This window comes from Streptomyces spongiicola (genome assembly GCF_003122365.1).
Taxonomy (GTDB): Bacteria; Actinomycetota; Actinomycetes; order Streptomycetales; family Streptomycetaceae; genus Streptomyces; species Streptomyces spongiicola.
In genome coordinates this window covers 347,760-365,547 of the sequence record NZ_CP029254.1, presented here as the reverse complement: position 1 = coordinate 365,547, position 17,788 = coordinate 347,760, and the positions used below count along the sequence as shown (strand labels likewise).

General features: G+C 75.0%; 14 protein-coding genes. 13 read left to right on the top strand and 1 reads right to left on the bottom strand.

Going from position 1 to position 17,788, the window contains the following annotated elements; all coding sequences use genetic code 11:
• Positions 1-605: 605 nt before the first annotated feature.
• A complete protein-coding gene (locus DDQ41_RS01555; protein ID WP_109292816.1) occupies positions 606-1,808 on the bottom strand; it encodes an amino acid deaminase/aldolase in 1,203 nt (400 codons plus the stop codon).
• 1,491 nt (positions 1,809-3,299) lie between these two features.
• Here DDQ41_RS01555 and DDQ41_RS01545 point away from each other — a divergent pair.
• From DDQ41_RS01545 to DDQ41_RS01480, 13 genes are all read left to right on the top strand, one after another.
• Entirely contained in the window at positions 3,300-4,181 is an 882-nt protein-coding gene (locus tag DDQ41_RS01545) for a hypothetical protein (RefSeq protein WP_109292814.1), read from the top strand.
• Positions 4,178-5,371: a type VII secretion-associated serine protease mycosin gene (gene mycP / locus DDQ41_RS01540; protein ID WP_109292813.1), complete on the top strand. Its 1,194-nt coding sequence runs from the start codon at positions 4,178-4,180 to the stop codon at positions 5,369-5,371. The genes DDQ41_RS01545 and mycP overlap by 4 nt, the downstream gene beginning before the upstream one ends.
• A gap of 174 nt (positions 5,372-5,545) precedes the next feature.
• The gene (locus DDQ41_RS01535) at positions 5,546-6,277 is read left to right on the top strand and encodes an SseB family protein (RefSeq protein ID WP_109292812.1); all 732 of its coding nucleotides are present in this window, start codon (positions 5,546-5,548) and stop codon (positions 6,275-6,277) included.
• Positions 6,278-6,362: 85 nt separating this feature from the next.
• Positions 6,363-6,743 carry a DUF1844 domain-containing protein gene (locus DDQ41_RS01530; RefSeq protein WP_109292811.1) on the top strand — a complete coding sequence of 127 codons (381 nt, stop codon included), beginning with the start codon at positions 6,363-6,365 and terminating at the stop codon, positions 6,741-6,743.
• A 476-nt stretch (positions 6,744-7,219) separates the two neighbouring features.
• Complete coding sequence (gene infC, locus DDQ41_RS01520; RefSeq protein WP_109297487.1) at positions 7,220-7,843, top strand: translation initiation factor IF-3; 624 nt, start codon at positions 7,220-7,222, stop codon at positions 7,841-7,843.
• Between the two features lie 105 nt (positions 7,844-7,948).
• Positions 7,949-8,143 carry a 50S ribosomal protein L35 gene (gene rpmI / locus DDQ41_RS01515; protein WP_017945471.1) on the top strand — a complete coding sequence of 65 codons (195 nt, stop codon included), beginning with the start codon at positions 7,949-7,951 and terminating at the stop codon, positions 8,141-8,143.
• Positions 8,144-8,249: 106 nt separating this feature from the next.
• The gene (rplT, locus tag DDQ41_RS01510; protein ID WP_017945472.1) at positions 8,250-8,636 is read left to right on the top strand and encodes a 50S ribosomal protein L20; all 387 of its coding nucleotides are present in this window, start codon (positions 8,250-8,252) and stop codon (positions 8,634-8,636) included.
• A gap of 195 nt (positions 8,637-8,831) precedes the next feature.
• Positions 8,832-9,689 (top strand): TrmH family RNA methyltransferase, encoded by an 858-nt coding sequence (locus DDQ41_RS01505; RefSeq protein WP_109292810.1) that lies wholly within the window; start codon positions 8,832-8,834, stop codon positions 9,687-9,689.
• A 451-nt stretch (positions 9,690-10,140) separates the two neighbouring features.
• Positions 10,141-11,265, top strand: coding sequence for a sensor histidine kinase (locus tag DDQ41_RS01500; protein WP_109292809.1), 1,125 nt, complete (start codon positions 10,141-10,143; stop codon positions 11,263-11,265).
• A 126-nt stretch (positions 11,266-11,391) separates the two neighbouring features.
• On the top strand, positions 11,392-12,528 hold the full coding sequence (gene pheS, locus DDQ41_RS01495; RefSeq protein ID WP_109292808.1) for a phenylalanine--tRNA ligase subunit alpha: 1,137 nt from the start codon (positions 11,392-11,394) through the stop codon (positions 12,526-12,528).
• On the top strand, positions 12,528-15,062 hold the full coding sequence (gene pheT, locus DDQ41_RS01490) for a phenylalanine--tRNA ligase subunit beta (protein WP_109292807.1): 2,535 nt from the start codon (positions 12,528-12,530) through the stop codon (positions 15,060-15,062). The genes pheS and pheT overlap by 1 nt, the downstream gene beginning before the upstream one ends.
• A 741-nt stretch (positions 15,063-15,803) precedes the next feature.
• Positions 15,804-17,144 carry a transcriptional regulator gene (locus DDQ41_RS01485; RefSeq protein WP_109292806.1) on the top strand — a complete coding sequence of 447 codons (1,341 nt, stop codon included), beginning with the start codon at positions 15,804-15,806 and terminating at the stop codon, positions 17,142-17,144.
• A gap of 86 nt (positions 17,145-17,230) precedes the next feature.
• On the top strand, positions 17,231-17,761 hold the full coding sequence (locus tag DDQ41_RS01480; RefSeq protein ID WP_172607739.1) for an NUDIX hydrolase: 531 nt from the start codon (positions 17,231-17,233) through the stop codon (positions 17,759-17,761).
• The last annotated feature ends 27 nt before the right edge of the window (positions 17,762-17,788 follow it).

The window sequence follows — 17,788 nt, the reverse complement described above, 5'->3', positions numbered from 1 at the left end:
AACCCCGCAACCCCGCAACCCCGCACACCGGACGGCGGAAGGCGGACCGCCGGTGTGCCGGCCCCGGGCGGGAGGAGGCCCGCGGGCACGGGGCGGAGCGCGCGGACGGTCGAGCCCGCGGCTGACCGCCCGCGCGCCCGCTCCCCGGCCGGGCCCGAGGAGCGGGGCCTTCCCGCCGGGCGCTCCCGCACGACCCCGTCCCGTCCTGCCCCGTCCCGTCTCATCCCCCCTGTCCCGTCACGTCCGTTCCCGTCACGTCCGGTCCTGCTCTGCCCCGTCTCGTCCTGCCCTGCCCTGTCCCGTCCGGTCCTGTCCCGGGCCGCCCCGTTCCATCTCGTCCGGCCGGACCCGCGTGCCGCCGACCGCCACCGCGCCCCTGCCGCCCGTCGGCGGGTCCGGGCGGTCGGCGGCGGCGCGGGAGGGGCGCGCTCGCCCCGCTCGCCACCGGCAGGGAGCGGCCTCCCGCCGCCGTGGTGGCCACCGTCGGAGTGGCTCCCGCGGCCGGACGGCCACCGCAGTGGTTCCCACGGCCCGGCGCCGGTCACGGTGAAAGCTGCTCGTGGGCGGGGCCCGTCACCGCAGGGGCGGCTCCCGGCACCGGCGGATCAGAGGAAGGTACGGCCCTCGCCCCGGTACGTCGGGACCACGGCCGTCACCCGCCCGTCCCCGACCAGGTGCAGCGAGTCGAAGCGCTCGCACAGCTCCCCGGCCTTCGCGTGCCGGAACCACACCTTGTCGCCGATGAGCAGATCGTCCGCCGCCGGCCCCAGCAGCGGCGTCTGCACCTCGCCCGGTCCCTCCATCGGGTCGTAGCGCAGCCCTTCCGGCAGGTACGGCACCGGCAGCCGGTCCCGGCCGGCCGCGCCCGAGGCCGGGTAGCCACCGCCGAGCACCGTCACCGCGCCGACGCCCGGCCGCCGTACGACCGGCTGGGCGAACAGTGCCGCGGGCCGTCCGCTGAACGACGTGTAGTTGTCGAAGAGCCCCGGCACGAACAGCCCGGAGCCCGCGGCGATCTCCGTGACCGCGTCCTCCGCGGCGGTGTGCTGCACACTGCCGGTGCCACCGCCGTTCACGAACTCCAGGTCCGGCGCCACCGCCCGCACCGCGCGCACGACGGCCGCCCGCCGCCGTGCGAGTTCGCGCCGGGCCGCGGACTGCATCAGCCGGACCGTCCGCGAGCGCAGCGGACTGCCGGGTACCGCGTCACCGACTCCCGCGACATGCCCCTCGTACGCCATCAGCCCCACCAGCCGGAAGCCGGGGCGGGCGACGGTCGCGCGGGCGAGTCCGGCCAGGTCCTCGGGCGCGCGCAGCGGCGAGCGCCGAGCGCCGAAGCGGATCCGGCCGCCCAGCAGTTGGAGGGAGGTGTCCAGCTCCAGGCACACCCGGATCTCCTCCGCGCCGCCGCGCCGGGCGCGGTCTATCAGGTCCAGCTGCGCCGGGTCGTCGACCATGACGGTCACGGCGGCGGCGAGCTTGGCGTCGCCCGCCAGTTCGGCGAAACCGGCGCGGTCGGCGGACGGATACGCCAGCAGCACGTCGCCGAAACCCGCCCGGGTGAGCCAGATCGACTCCTCCAGGGTGTAGGACATGACCCCCGCGAACCCTTCCATCGCGAGCACCCGCTCCAGCAGCGCCCGGCACCGCACGGACTTGCTGGCCACCCGGACCGGCTTCCCGCCCGCGCGCCTGACCAGATCCGACGCGTTGGCGTCGAACGCCTCCAGGTCCACGACGGCCAGGGGCGCGTCGAGGTGTGCGGTGGCCCGGTCGTACCGGGTCCTGAGAGCGGCACGGGGAGTCATGCGCAGAGCCTGCCAGAACGGTCGGTCCGCGGGTAGTGGGACCTTCTGCGCAGATCCCCCGGGGCGCCGGACCCGTGCCCTGCCGGTGTGCTCCAGCCCGTAGAGTGAGGGGCCGCGACGACGAACGGGCCTGCTCCGAAAGGCGATCGGCGGCGGTACGGACACCGGGAAACGGGGGGCGGATGAGCACCGAGGCGCAGCGCCCACGCGTCCCGTCCCGCCCGCCCCACGCCCCGCCGGCCCAGGCGCCCACCTCCGCCGAGACGACGGCCCGTCTGCGCCCGATCACGGACTCCACCCCGGACCCGCGTGCCGTCTCCGCCCCTCCGGCCCCCCGCCCCCGCACCGGGCCCGCTGACACCCCTTCCGCCCCTGGGCCGGGGGCCCGCCCGGACAGCTCCGCGGGCCGTGCGGTCCCGATGCATCCGCCCCGCGCGGCGAGCGAGCCCCCCGGCGCCGGGCACGACCCGTCCGGCTCCGGAACCGGCGGGACCGGTGCGGCACCGGCCCTGCCGCCGAGGCCGCCCCTCTCCCGGGCCGCCGCGGCGAACGGCCCGATCGCTCCCGCCCCCCGCGGCGCGCTGCCGGGCGCTACCAGGGGCCGGCCGTCCCGGCCCTCCGTTCCTCCGGCCGCCGGCGGGCGTACGGACGCCCCCGCCCCTCGCGGCGCACAACCGGGCGGACCGGCCAGGCGCCCCGGCCCGCCGCCCGCACCGGGGCCGCACCCGCCTTCCGGCGTACACCCGTCTTCCGGTTCCGGCGTACACCCGTCTTCCGGCGCGCACGCCGTCTCGGGTCCCCAGCCGGCCCCGGGCACGGTTCCCCCTCCGGGCACGGTTCCCCCTCCGGGCGCGCCTTCTCGGTCGGGTACGCCTTCTCGGTCGGGTACGCCTTCTCGGTCGGGTACGCCTTCTCGGTCGGGTACGCCTTCACCCCCCGGCGCCCACCCGGGCGGGACCGCCGAACCCGGTGCTCCCCGTTCAGATGCCCCGTCCGCCCCGGGCCGGTCCGTGCCGCCACCGGGCTACCGCGGCCGCCCCGGTGCGACCGCACCCCGCGTCGCGGAGGAGATACCCCCGCGCCCCCTCGTACCGCCGCGCGTCGGTGGCCTGCCCGCCGCGCCCGCCGCGCCCGCGGACCTGCGGCGCCTGCCGTACCCGCCGTACCCGCGGCGCCCCGCCGTACCGCGGCGCCCCCGGACCCGCGGCGCCCGCCGGACCCGCGGCGCCCGCCGTACCCGCGGCGCCCGCCGCACCCCCTCCTGCGCCTGCGCGCCGCCCCCCCCCTGACTGCGGCCCGTGGGCGACCGCGCCGGGACGCCGCCCGAGCCCCGCGCCTCCCACGCCTCCCGCGCCTCCGGCGCCCAGGGCACCCGCCTCCGCCGCTCCGCCGCTCGCCCCGGGGACCCGCGGGTCCCCGGGGATCCCGGGGTCCCAGGGCGGCGGCTCCGGCGCCGGTCCCACGGGAACCCCGGGCAGCCCGTGGCCCTGGATGACGGACGATGCGCCGCACCGGCCGCATGCCGGCCCCCATCACGGCCCCCATGGCAGTCCCCACCACCCCGGCGCCCTTCCCGGGACGACCACCGCGACCACCACCGGGCTGCGCCCCGTCCGGGAGCGCCGTTCCGCAAGAACCGCGGGCGCCCTCGTCTGCCTGGTGCTCGGACTCGGGCTGATCGGCGGTGCGGTCGCCGGAAGCTGGCTCGTGGACGACCCGGCCGCGTCACCCGCCTCCCAACCCCGCTACGCAGACGTGCGCTCGCTCTGGCACAGCGTTCCCGTCGACACGCTCTTCCCCCGCACGATCAACGGCGAAGGAGCGGGGCCGGGTGGTGCGGACCGGGTGTGGACCCGGGTCGCGGTCGCGCCCGACGGCCCCTGCGCCGGTGCCTTCGACCCGCTGCTGCTCAAGGCGCTCCGGCCGGTCGGCTGCCTGCGGGTCCTGCGAGCCACCTACACCGACGCGACCGCCTCCGGCGTCACGACCGTCGGCATGGTCGTGGCCGAGGCCGACCGGGACGCCATGACCGACCTGTACCGGAGGTTCTCCCAGGAGGACCTGGACGAGCGGGCCGACCTGATGCCCCGTACATACCCGGTGCCCGGCACCGTCGCGGCGGGCTTCGGGGACCGCCAACGGGCCAGCTGGACCGTCAGCGTGCTCACCGACGCGCCCGTCGTGGTCTTCGCCGTCTCCGGGTTCGCGGACGGCCGCCCCGTGGCCGAACCCGTGCCGGCCGCCGAGGCGACGGTGCCCGGTGACACCTCCGCCGCCGCCCAGGCCGGCCTGGGCCACGAGGCCAGGGGAATCGCGGACCGCGTCGAGCGCGCCCTGCGGGAGTCCGCCACCTCACGGGAGCGCCCCGAATGACGGCAGCACACCTCCGCACACCCGGCGGGCCCCGGCGGCTCCTGGGAGCCGTCGCCGCGGCCGTCGCCTTCTCGCTCGTCTCCGCCGCACCCGCGCAGGCCGACGGCATCCGGGCCCGGCAGTGGGCCCTGGAAACCCTCCACACCGAGGAGGCGTGGCGCACGACCAAGGGCGAGGGCATCACCGTCGCGGTGCTCGACACCGGCGTCGACGACAGACATCCGGACCTGGCGGGCAGCGTCCTTCCCACCAAGGACCTCATCGGGTTCGGGGCCGAGCGGGGCGACCGCGCCTGGGCCCGCCACGGCACCGCGATGGCCGGGATCATCGCCGGTCACGGCCATGGTCCCGGCCGGGACGAAGGAGTGCTCGGCATCGCCCCCGAGGCGAGGATCCTCCCCGTGCGGGTGATCCTCGAAGGCGCCGACCCCGCCCGTTCCAAGGCCCGCAAGACGCGCGGCACCGCGCTCGCCCTGGGCATCCGCTGGGCCGCCGACAACGGCGCCGACGTCATCAACCTCTCCCTCGGTGACGACAGCGAGTCCGCGCACCCGGACGCAGGTGAGGACGCGGCCGTCCAGTACGCCCTCGCCAAGGGCGCGGTCGTCGTCGCCTCGGCGGGCAACGGGGGCGAGAAGGGCGATCACATCTCCTACCCGGCGGCCTACCCCGGTGTGATCGCCGTCGCGGCCGTCGACCGCTACGGCACCCACGCCTCCTTCTCCACCCGGCGCTGGTACGCCACCGTCAGCGCCCCCGGCGTCGATGTCGTCATCGCCGACCCGGACCGCAGGTACTACGAGGGATGGGGGACCAGCGCGGCGTCCGCCTTCGTCTCCGGCGCCGTCGCACTCGTCCGCGCCGCGCACCCGCGGCTCACCCCCGCCCAGATCAAGCGGCTCCTCGCCGCGACCGCCCGCGGCGGCCCGAAGAACGGGCGCGACGACTCCACGGGGTACGGCATCGTCGACCCCGCCGCCGCGATCGAGCAGGGCGGCAGGCCGGTCCGGGGCGACACCGACCCGGAGACCGCGTCCGGCCGGGGCCACCGCGGGCAGTATTTCGGCAGCGGCCCGGAAGGCCCCCCGGGGCAGTCGCGCGGCGGCTGGCTCGCCCCGGTCACCGGCGGCCTCGGAGCGCTGCTGCTGGTCGCGGCGGTCGTGCTGTGGCGCGGGGGCCGCCGGGCATGATCCCGCACCGCGGCACGTGCCCTCGCGCCTGCGGCTCCTCGTACATATGACGCGCACGCGAGCGCACGCGAGCACAGGAGCAGCGACGTGCCCTCGCGCCCGCGCCCCGTGTCGCCCCGCGCCCCGTGTCGCCCCCGCGTCCGGGCACCGCCGCCGACGAACTAGGCTCGTAGCGTGGCGCTCAAGAACATCCCCGACCCCGGCTACTCCGACGACGACGGCACCGCCGACCCGGCCCTGGCCGCGGCACTCGCCGCCTGGGCGCAGGACCGGAGCGCGGAGCGGCCCGTGCTGGAGGCGCTCAGGGGCGCCCGGCTCCTGGTGCCCGTCGTCGCCGTGCTCGGCGAGGTCGAGGAGGACGAGCAGGGCCTGCGCCGGGAGAAGACCAGTGACATGGCGGTGCCCACCCTGACGGCGGGCGGCCGCCGCGCGCTGCCCGCGTTCACGTCGACCGCGTCGCTGGCCCGGTGGGATCCGCAGGCCCGGCCCGTCGCCGTGCCGCTGTACCAGGCCCTCCGGGCGGCCGCCCACGAGCAGGCCGACACCGTGGTCCTGGACCTCGCCGGTCCGGTGCCGTACGAGCTGACCGGTGCCGTGCTGCTGGCCCTCGCCGAGGGGCGCAGCAGCACCGACCCGCTGGCCGACCCTGCCGTCGCCGGGGCGGTGCGGGCCGTGGTGGCCGCCGAACCGGCGGTGCTCCGCGCCCATCTCGGCCCCGGTGACGCCGACGGCACGCTGGCCCTCGTCCTCGACGCCGGCGCTTCCCCGGCCGGGGCCGCCCAGCGCGTGGCCCGCGCGCTGGCGGCGGACGAGACGCTCAGGGCCCGGCTGGTGCGCGGACTCGACCTGGCCCTGCTGCCCGTGTCGGCGGTACCGCCCGGAGAGCCCCTGTACGTGCGGGGCTGACGGGGACGGGGCGGCGCGAACGGGCCGGAGTGCGGCGAGAACCCCCGTGGGTTCGGGGCGGAGGGCACCGCATATCGTGTGCCCCATGAGTGACGCGACCCCCACCCCCGAGCAGCCCGCGGGCGAGCAGGCTCCCGACTTCGACGCCATGGCCCGCGACATCGCGGAGGTCCCCGCCGTCGAGGTGATCGTCACGGTCGCGGTGAACCTGATGAGCGCCGCCGCGGTGAAGCTGGGACTCACCGAGGACGGCGACGAGCACAAGGATCTCGACGAGGCCCGGAAGCTGGTCCACGCGCTCGCCGGTCTGCTGGACGCGGGTGCCACCGAGATCAGCTCCTTCCACGCGGCACCGCTGCGGGACGGCCTGAAGTCCCTCCAGCTGGCCTTCCGCGAGGCCTCGGTCGTCCCCGACGAGCCGGGCCGGGGCCCGGGCGAGAAGTACACCGGTCCGGTCTACGGCTGACCGGAGCGGTGCGGCCCGTCCCCGGGGCCGGCACGCGCGGCCCGGCCCCGGGGCCGACACGCCACCCGGCACGCACGCACCCCGCCGGAGCCGCACACCCCGCCGCCGGAGCCGCGCACACCGCCGGGCGGCTCGTCCGGCGGCTCGGTTCGCCCCTCAGGGCCGGAGCTGCTAGCCTGGTGTGACGACCGGCCGGACACGCCTGTGCCCGGCCCACAAGTGGAGGCTCCGATCTCCCACCTGGCCGCCCTCGCGGGTGGCGGGTCACCGGTCAGGCGGCGCCCATCGTTCCGTACGGACGATGGAGCCGTCCGAGACGCGCCCCGCGGTCGACGCGGCGGTGCTCCGGTATCGCGAGGAGCCCCGCCTGTGTCCCGTCGGGGCATTTTTCTTGCTCCGGTGCGGTTGGTCCGTACAGAAACAGACGTTGCGCGGCTGTCCGCCAGACCGCCGCGTGGTGCTACCGAGGAGGATCCATCAGCGCCGAGCCCCGCATCAACGACCGGATTCGCGTTCCCGAGGTGCGACTTGTCGGTCCCAGCGGCGAGCAGGTCGGGATTGTCCCGCTTGCCAAGGCCCTGGAGCTTGCGCAGGAGTACGACCTCGACCTCGTCGAGGTGGCGGCCAACGCCCGTCCGCCGGTCTGCAAGCTCATGGACTACGGGAAGTTCAAGTACGAGTCGGCCATGAAGGCCCGTGAGGCGCGCAAGAACCAGGCGCACACGGTCATCAAGGAGATGAAGCTCCGGCCGAAGATCGACCCGCACGACTACGACACCAAGAAGGGTCATGTCGTCCGGTTCCTCAAGCAGGGCGACAAGGTCAAGATCACGATCATGTTCCGCGGTCGCGAGCAGTCGCGGCCGGAGCTCGGCTACCGGCTGCTGCAGCGGCTGGCGGAGGACGTCCAGGACCTCGGTTTCGTGGAGTCGAACCCGAAGCAGGACGGCCGAAACATGATCATGGTTCTCGGTCCGCACAAGAAGAAGACCGAGGCGATGGCCGAGGCCCGTGAGGCGCAGGCCGCCCGCAAGGCGGAGCGCCAGGGGGACCGGTCCGCCCAGGCCGGCTCCGCTCCCGAAGAGCCCGCCGAGGCCTGATTCCGGGACGGCCGTCCCGGACACGAACCGATACATCTGACGCTTTCGGCTGCCGGTCCACCCGACCGGCGACGGAAGCGCCACCGACGAGGAGAGAACGGCGCGATGCCGAAGAACAAGACGCACAGCGGTGCCAAGAAGCGCTTCAAGATCACCGGCTCCGGCAAGGTGCTCCGCGAGCGTGCCGGCAAGCGCCACCTGCTCGAGCGCAAGTCGTCCAAGCTGACGCGTCGCCTCACCGGCAACGCCGAGATGGCCCCGGGTGACGCCGCCAAGATCAAGAAGATGCTCGGCATCTGACTGACCTCCCGCCCCCGTACGACCGGGGGCTTCCGGGCAGAACCGGGACCAATTCGTTTCCGGGCCGTGTGAGGACAACCACGGCCCCGCTACAAGGAGTCAACAAGTGGCACGCGTCAAGCGGGCAGTCAACGCCCACAAGAAGCGCCGGGCGATCCTCGAGCAGGCCAGCGGCTACCGCGGTCAGCGCTCTCGTCTGTACCGCAAGGCGAAGGAGCAGGTCACCCACTCCCTCGTCTACAACTACAACGACCGCAAGAAGCGCAAGGGCGACTTCCGCCAGCTGTGGATCCAGCGCATCAACGCCGCCGCCCGCGCGAACGGCATCACCTACAACCGCTTCATCCAGGGTCTGAAGGCCGCCAACGTCGAGGTGGACCGCAAGATCCTGGCCGAGCTGGCGGTCAACGACGCCAACGCGTTCGCCGCGCTCGTCGAGGTCGCCCAGAAGGCGCTCCCGAGCGACGTCAACGCCCCGAAGGCCGCGGCCTGACGGTCGCGTCCCACCGGACCAAGCCCGGACCCGCAGGCCGACGGTCTGCGGGTCCGAGTGTGTTCCGGACCGATCCCGCGCGAGCCCGTACCACCCCCGACGAGAACCGCCGACCCTGCCCTGCCGACCGCGCACAGCCGACCGTGCCCTGCCGACCGCGCACAGCCGAGCGGAGCCAAGGAAGTGAGAGCCCCCATGGGGACCCCCGAGCTGATCTCCCCGCGGTCTCCGCGGGTCGTCGCCGCGCGGCGGCTCGCCAAGCGGAACTTCCGCTCCAAGGAGCGGCTGTTCCTCGCCGAGGGGCCGCAGGCCGTGCGCGAGGCGGTCGCGCACCGGGGCGGCGACGGCCGGGCCACGCTCGTCGAACTGTTCACCACCGCCGAGGCCGCCGAGCGGTACGCGGACATCGTCGAGGCCGCCCGCGCCTCCGGCGCCCGCGTCCACCACGCTCCCGACGCGGTACTGGCGGAGGTCTCCCAGACCGTCACACCGCAGGGCCTCGTCGGGGTCTGCCGCTTCCTCGACGCGCCGTTCGAGGAGATCCTGGCGGCGGGCCCGCGGCTCGTGGCCGTGCTCGCGCACGTGCGCGACCCGGGGAACGCCGGCACGGTGCTGCGGTGCGCCGACGCGGCCGGCGCCGACGCGGTCGTGCTCACCGACGCCTCGGTGGACCTGTACAACCCCAAGTCGGTCCGGGCCTCGGCCGGTTCGCTGTTCCACCTCCCGGTGGCGGTCGGGGTCCCCGTCGAGCAGGCGGTGAGCGGGCTGCGCGGCTCGGGGGTGCGAGTCCTCGCGGCCGACGGCGCCGGAGAGGACGACCTGGACGACGAGCTCGACGCCGGGACCATGTCCGGGCCCAGCGCGTGGATCTTCGGCAACGAGGCATGGGGACTCCCCGAGGAGACCCGGGCGCTCGCCGACGCCGTCGTGCGCGTACCGATCCACGGCAGGGCGGAGAGCCTCAACCTCGCAACCGCCGCCGCGGTCTGCCTCTACGCCTCCGCCCGCGCCCAGCGCGCCCCGGGCCGTCGCGGCGCCGCCCCCGCGCGCTGACGCCGTTCCGCGCGCTGACGCCGTTCCGCGGGCGTACGCCGTCCGGCCGCCGCCACCGGCCCCGCCCCTCCGCCGACCGGTCCCCCGCCGACCGGTCCCTCCGCCCGCCGCCACCGTGCCCCGTCACAGCCCCCCGCCACAGCCCCGTTGCCTTTCTCGTGGCCCTGAAACGGGGCGCCTGGCCTCCGGGCCCGGTACGGCTGTCCGCCCCCTGCCGAAGGGATGCCCCGGGGGGTGTTGCCGCCGGGTCTTGGGGCACCGCTTGACCGCCGATGAGGGGCCTGACGGCCGCCCGGCCCGACGCAACGCCGGACCGCCCCGGGCGGGGAGCCGCACCGCGGTCACGGCACCACCGCCCCCCGGGGGCACAGGCTGTCGCTCCGTCAGTCCCGGCTAGTAGGGTGGCGGACTCGGGGACCCGCTGCACCGGTTCGAGAGGTGGGTTACGGGGATGACTGTCGGCACGAGCGGGCCGTCGGACGCGTTCCCGGCGCCGGCGATCGCCGGGAAGGGCGCGGGCGTGGGGATCGGCATCGGCGCGGACGACCTCCCCGACGGCCTCGTCGTCGCCGACGAGTACGGCCTGGTCATCTGCTTCAACGCCGCGGCCGCGCGCCTCACGGCCGTCCCGGCGGACCGCGCCCTGGGCCGTCCGCTGGACCACGTGCTGCCCCTGGAGGACCTCAAGGGCCGCCGCTGGTGGCCGCTCACCGACCCGTACGGCGGCCTGGCCACCCGGGTCGGCCAGCCCGAGCGCAATCTGCTGCTGCCCGGCGGCCGCGAGGTGCTGGTCTCCGCCCGCTATGTGCGCCAGGTGCCCACGGGCCCCGTGCGGCGCGTCGTCGTCAGCCTCCGCGGCACCGAGGCGCGCCGCCGCACCGAGCGCAGCCATGCCGAGCTGATCGCCACCGTCGCCCATGAGCTGCGCTCCCCGCTGACCTCGGTCAAGGGCTTCACCGCCACCCTCCTCGCCAAGTGGGAGCGCTTCACCGACGACCAGAAGCGGCTGATGCTGGAGACCGTCGACGCCGACGCCAACCGCGTGACCCGGCTCATCGCCGAACTCCTCGACATCTCGCGCATCGACTCCGGAAGGCTGGAGGTGCGGCGCCAGCCCGTGGACCTCGCCTCCGCCGTCGGCCGCCATGTCCAGGCCTACACCGCCGGCGGCCTGCCCCCGGACCGGTTCTTCCTCCGCGTCCACCACGACCTGCCCGATCTCTGGGCGGACCCCGACAAGATCGACCAGGTGCTCGGCAACCTCCTCGAAAACGCGGTGCGCCACGGCGGCGGAACCGTCACCATCGAGGTGGCACCGGCGTCCGCCGAGAACGACGAGAAGGGTACGACCGTCACCGTGAGCGACGAAGGCCCCGGCATCCCCGAGGAGTCGATGAGCCGCGTCTTCACCCGCTTCTGGCGGGGGAGCAAGCGCGGCGGCACCGGTCTCGGCCTGTACATCGTGAAGGGCATCGTCGAGGCGCACGGCGGGACGATCACCGTCGGCCGCGGACCGGGCGGCGGTGCGGAGTTCCGGTTCACCCTGCCCGTCGGCGCGCCCGCCTATCTCACCTGACAAGCGCACCGGCGGCCCGCGGGCGCGTTCGCGTACCGTCACCCCGCTAGACTCGTCCCTTGGCACCTTTGCGTCCTCGGTCGTCGAGCGGGGGCACCAGCCACCCCATCGGAAGCACGGGAAGAGATGTCGGCACCCAACAAGTCGTACGACCCGGTCGAGGTCGAGGCACTGAAACCGGAAGAGATCGAGCGCATGCGGGACGAGGCGCTCGCCGCCTTCGCCGCCGCGGGCGACCTCGACGCCCTCCACGAGGCGAAGATCGCGCACACCGGCCCCTCCTCGCCGCTCGCGCTCGCCAACCGTGAGATCGGCGCCCTGCCCCCACACGCCAAGGCCGAGGCCGGCAAGCGCGTGGGGCAGGCCCGCGGTGCCGTGAACAAGTCCCTGGCCGCCCGCCAGGCCGAGCTGGAAGCCGAGCGCGACGCCCGGGTGCTGGTCGAGGAGGCGGTGGACGTCACGCTGCCGTACGACCGCACCCCGGCCGGCGCCCGCCACCCGCTGACCACGCTCTCCGAGCGCATCGAGGACGTCTTCACGGCCATGGGCTACGAGGTCGCGGAGGGCCCCGAGGCCGAGACCGAATGGCTGAACTTCGACGCCCTGAACATCGCGGCCGACCACCCGGCCCGCGGTGAGCACGACACCTTCTTCGTGCGGGGCGCCGGGCGCCCCGGCGGCGAGGCGGCCGGGTCCGGTGTGGTGCTGCGTACCCACACCTCGCCCGTGCAGGTCCGCTCGATGCTCGACCGCGAGCCGCCGCTGTATGTGATCTGTCCCGGCCGCGTGTACCGCACCGACGACCTGGACGCCACCCACACCCCGGTGTTCCACCAGGTCGAGCTGCTCGCCGTGGACGAGGGCCTCACCATGGCCGACCTCAAGGGCACCCTGGACCACATGGTCCGCGCGCTGTTCGGCGGCGAGGGCATGAAGACCCGGCTCCGGCCGAACTTCTTCCCCTTCACCGAGCCGTCCGCCGAGATGGACATGGTCTGCTACGTCTGCCGCGGCGATTCCGTCGGCAACCCGGACCGGCCCTGCCGGACCTGCTCCAGCGAGGGCTGGATCGAGCTCGGCGGCTGCGGCATGGTCAACCCGAAGGTGCTCACCGCCTGCGGCGTCGACCCCGGGAAGTACAGCGGATTCGCCTTCGGGTTCGGCATCGAGCGGATGCTGATGTTCCGCCACAACGTCGAAGACATGCGAGACATGGTCGAGGGTGACGTCCGGTTCACCCGGCCCTTCGGGATGGAGATCTGATGCGGGTCCCGCTTTCCTGGCTGCGGGAGTACGTCGACCTGCCGGCGGCGGAGACCGGCCGCGACGTACAGGCCAGACTCGTCTCGGCCGGCCTCGAGGTCGAGACCGTCGAGCAGCTCGGCGCCGGCCTCACCGGCCCGCTGGTCGTCGGCCGGGTGCTGACCGTCGAGGAACTGACCGGGTTCAAGAAGCCCATCCGCTTCTGCACGGTCGACGTGGGCCGGTCCAACGAGACCGGCGAGCCCCAGGAGATCGTCTGCGGCGCCCGCAACTTCGCCGTCGGCGACAAGGTCGTCGTGGCACTGCCCGGCTCCGTCCTGCCCGGCGACTTCCGCATCGCCGAGCGCAAGACGTACGGCCGGATGTCCCGCGGGATGATCTGCTCCGCCGACGAGCTGGGCATGGGCGACCTCGGCGGAGCGGCACACGGCATCATCGTGCTGCCGCCGGAGACCGAGGTCGGCATCGACGCCACCGAACTGCTGGAGCTGTACGACGAGGTCCTCGACATCGCCGTCACCCCCGACCGCGGCTACTGCCTGTCGATGCGGGGGGTCGCCCGCGAGACCGCCACCGCCTACGGGCTGCCGCTGCGCGACCCGGCCCTGCTCGACGTCCCCGCGCCGAACTCGTACGGCTACCGGGTGCGGATCGCCGACCCGGCCGGCTGCGACCGCTTCACCGCGCGCACCGTCGTCGGCCTCGACCCCGAGGCCCGCTCGCCGATCTGGATGCAGCGCCGGCTCCAGAAGGCCGGTATGCGGCCGATCTCGCTCGCCGTCGACATCACCAACTACGTGATGCTCGAACTCGGCCAGCCGCTGCACGCCTACGACCGCAACCGGTTGGAGGGCCCCATCGGGGTGCGCCGCGCCGAGCCGGGCGAGAAGTTCACCACCCTCGACGGGGCCAGGCGCGTCCTGGACGCCGAGGACCTGGTCATCACCGACAGCCGCGGGCCGATCGGCCTCGCCGGCGTCATGGGCGGGGCGAACACCGAGATCGCCGACTCCGAGACCGACCCGGAGACGGGCGAGGTCCGCGGCACCACCGAGATCGTCGTCGAGGCCGCCCACTTCGACCCGGTCTCCGTCGCCCGCACGGCCCGCCGCCACAGGCTGTCCTCGGAGGCGTCCCGGCGCTTCGAGCGCGGAGTCGACCCGCAGGCCGCCGCCGCGGCCGCCCAGCGCACCGTCGACCTCCTGGTGCTGCTGGCCGGCGGTACCGCCGAGGCCGGAGTCACCGAGGTCGTCGCCCCCTCCGCGCCGCGCACCATCAGGATGCGCGCCGACCACCCGGACCGGGTCGCCGGTGTCGCCTACGGCCGCGAGACCGTGGTCCGCCGGCTCCAGGAGGTCGGCTGCGACGTCCACGGCCAGGACGAGCTCGCCGTCACCGCCCCGTCGTGGCGTCCCGACCTGCACGCACCGAACGACCTGGCGGAGGAGGTCATCCGGCTGGAGGGGTACGAGAACCTCCCCTCCACGCTCCCCACCCCGCCGTCCGGCCGCGGACTCACCCACCGCCGCCGGCTGCACCGGCGGGTCGGCCGCGCACTCGCCGGGGCCGGTTACGTCGAGGCCCTGAACTACCCGTTCATCGGCGAGGCCGTGCTGGACCAGTTCGGCCTGGACGCCGGCGACCCCCGGCGCACCGTGGTCACCCTGGTCAACCCGATCTCCGACGAGGAGCCGGCGCTGCGCACCACGCTGCTGCCGGGACTGCTGTCCGCGCTGCGCCGCAACGTCGGACGCGGCTCGCACGACCTCGCGCTGTTCGAGACCGGGCTGGTCTTCCGGCCCACCGGCGAGGAGACGGTTCCGGGCGTGCTGCCGGTCGACCGCCGCCCCACCGACGAGGAGATCGCGATGCTGGACGCGGCCCTGCCGCACCAGCCGCGCCGGGCCGCGACCGTCCTGGCCGGCGCGCGCGAGCAGGCCGGCTGGTGGGGCGGGGGCCGTCCCGCGGACTGGGCGGACGCGATCGAGTCCGCCCGTACGGTCGCCGCCGAGGCCGGAGCCGAACTCACCGTGCGCGCCGACCGGCACGCGCCGTGGCATCCGGGCCGCTGCGCCGCGCTGTACGCGACGGTGGACGGCGAGGAGACCCTCGTCGGCCACGCGGGCGAGCTGCACCCGCGCGTCGTCAAGGCGCTCGGGCTGCCCGAGCGCAGCTGCGCGATGGAGGTCGAGCTGGACCTGCTGGAGCGGGCCGGTGAGGGCGCCCTGCGGGCACCGCGGATCTCCACCTTCCCGGTGGCCACGCAGGACGTCGCGCTGGTCGTCGACTCGGGCGTACCCGCCGCCGACGTGGAGCGGGCGCTGCGCGAGGGTGCCGGCGAACTGCTGGAGTCCATCCGGCTGTTCGATGTCTTCGAGGGCGAGCAGATCGGCGGGGGCAGGAAGTCGCTGGCGTACGCGCTGCGGTTCCGCGCCCCCGACCGCACACTGACCGTCGAGGAGGCCTCGGCCGCCCGTGACGCCGCCGTCGCGCTGGCCGGCGAGCGCACCGGGGCGGTGCTGCGCGGCGCCTGAGCGCCCGCCGCCGACGGCACAGGGGGCGCGTGCGGACCCGGGTCCGCGCGCGCCCCCGTCCGTGACCGCCCCCGGTGCCACACCCGGGGGCGGTTGGACACCGGGGTGTCCGACGTCAACCCGATGCTCCCGCTCCCCTCGCTTTCGGGGTATGCCGCGCGGCGCCGCCCGGTCCCGCGCACGCCGTGCAGGCCCGCCGTGCGGCTTCACGGCCCCGCCCGCGCCAGGGGCTCTCGGAGGCACCCGCCGGTCGTCCGCGTGGGGTCGGCGACCGGGCACCGTGCCGCCCGTGCCGTGGCGGAGCCCCGGGGGCGACCCGGGGGCGACCCGGAAAGCCGCCGCTGCCCCGGCAGCCGGACGCCCCGGCCGGCGCCGCCGGGCAGGCGGCGGTGCGCCTCCCGCCGCCCGGACACGGGTGCCGGCGCAGTCCTGGGCCGGAGCTGCGCCGTTCCCGTTCCGAGTCCTCCGATCAGTTGCGGGTAGGGGGCCGTTGGCGGCCGGCGCCGTCCGTCCTGCCGCGGAGTGTCGGGCAGATCGGCAGGACGGACGGCGCGGATACGGGCCGCCGCACTGTACGAGGGGGAGCCGGCGGCCCGGCCGCCTCCTTGAGAGGAAGAACAGTCAACCGGTGCGACGGGAACGGCGGCAGAGCGCACACGGCGCGGATATATGCACTTGTTTCACACCCCGTGCGAAGCCCCCTCCACTACTCTGGGCCACACCGAGCCAACGGAGGGCCCCATGCAGCCCAACACCCTGCTCGACGCGCTGCTCGACGAGGCGGGCATCTCGCACGCCGGCCTGGCCGCCCATGTGAACCAGGCGGGCCGGGCCAGAGGCCTCGCGCTCCGCTACGAGCACACCGCCGTCGCACGCTGGCTGAAGGGCCAGCGCCCCCGCGGTCAGGTACCGGACCTCATCTGCGAGGTGCTGGCGGGCCGGCTGCGGCGCCCGGTCACCCTCGACGACATCGGCCTCGGCATACCGGGGGAGACGGCGGCCCAGCACGGTTCCCCGCTCGGCGGCTTCGTGGAGCGCGCGACGGCGCTGTGGCGCTCCGACGAGCAGCAGCGTCCCCATGTCCTCGGTGCGCCCGCGGTCACCGGCACCCCCGCCGTGATGCCGGTCTGGGAGTGGGAGAACCCTCCGGAGGACTCGGACGTCTCACGCGAGGGGCGCACCCGGGTCAGCATGGCCGACATCAAGCTGCTCCGCGCGGCGCGGGCGCACTACGAGCTGATGTACCGCAAGGCGGGGGGTATCGCCACCCGCTCCCGGATCGTCGGCTTCCTCAACAGCGAGGCGGCGCCGCTGCTGCGGGGTTCCTACAGCGACGCGCTCGGGCGCCAGCTGCACCGGGCGACCGGCGGACTGGTGGCCGTCGCCGGCATCTGCGCCTACGACTCGGACGCCCACGGCCTCGCGCAGCGGTACTTCCACCAGGCGCTGCGGCTCGCCAAGGCGAGCGGCGACCGGGGCCTGGGAGCCTATGTGATCGCGCTGCTCGTCAACCAGTCCTTGTTCATGGGGGAGTACCGGCAGGCGGTCGCGTTCGCCGAGGCGGCGCTGCGGACGGCGGGCGGGCAGATCACCCCGGCGCTGGCCACCGACCTGTACGCGATGCAGGCGAAGGCCTACGCCCATCTCGGCGACGGCGAGGCGGCATTGGGCCGGATCCGGCGCGCCGAGGAGGAGGCGGAGCGGATCCTGCCGGGGCACGAGCCGGACGAGACGGGATATGTGCAGCCCGGACTGGTGAACGTCCAGGTCGCCGAGGCACTGCTGTGCCTGGGGGAGCTGGGGGCGGCCCGGGAGCACGCGGCCGCCGCGGCCGCCGTGCCGTCCCACGACCGGGGACGGGTGCACCGGCTGGCCGTGCTCAGCCAGATCGAGCTGCGGCAGGGCGAGGCCGAACGCGCAGCGCGGACCGCCGTCGAAATGACCGAGCGGGCCAGGGGGATGGAGTCGCAGCGGCTCAGGGACCGGCTCCGGGCGGTGCGGGCGAAGCTGGCGGAGAACGGCTCCGGCCCGGCCGCCGAGGCGGCCGACATCATCGAAGGGGCCCTGCGGGTACCTCTGTGAGTTCTCCCGTGCCCTCTGCGGGCGTTCCCCTCGGTCCGAGCTACTGCTGCGATATTGCCACCTACGTGCCGGAAGGTGGCAGAACCTTGCAGTGGACGAAACTGAGTGAGCAGACCGTCTATGAGAACCGCTGGTTCAGGGTCAATCTGGCGGATGTCGAGCTGCCGGACGGCCGGCATCTCGACCACTTCCTGATCCGGCTCCGCCCGGTCGCCGTCGCGACCGCCGTCAACGGGGCCAACGAGGTGCTGATGCTGTGGCGGCACCGGTTCATCACCGACAGCTGGGGCTGGGAACTCGCCGCGGGCGTCGTGGAGGACGGCGAGGACGTCGCGTTCGCCGCGGCGCGGGAGATGGAGGAGGAGACCGGCTGGCGTCCCGGACCGCTGCGGCATCTGCTGACCGTGGAACCGTCGAACGGGCTCACCGACGCGCGGCACCATCTCTACTGGTCGGAGGGCGCCACCTATACCGGCCCTCCCGTGGACGGCTTCGAGTCCTCGCGCCGTGAGTGGATACCGCTGAAGCTGGTCCCCGACATGATCGCCCGGGGCGAGGTCCCGGCCGCCAACACGGCGGCCGGGCTGCTGATGCTGCACCATCTGCGCCTGGGGTGAACCCGGGGCGGGCCGGGGGCCGTCGTG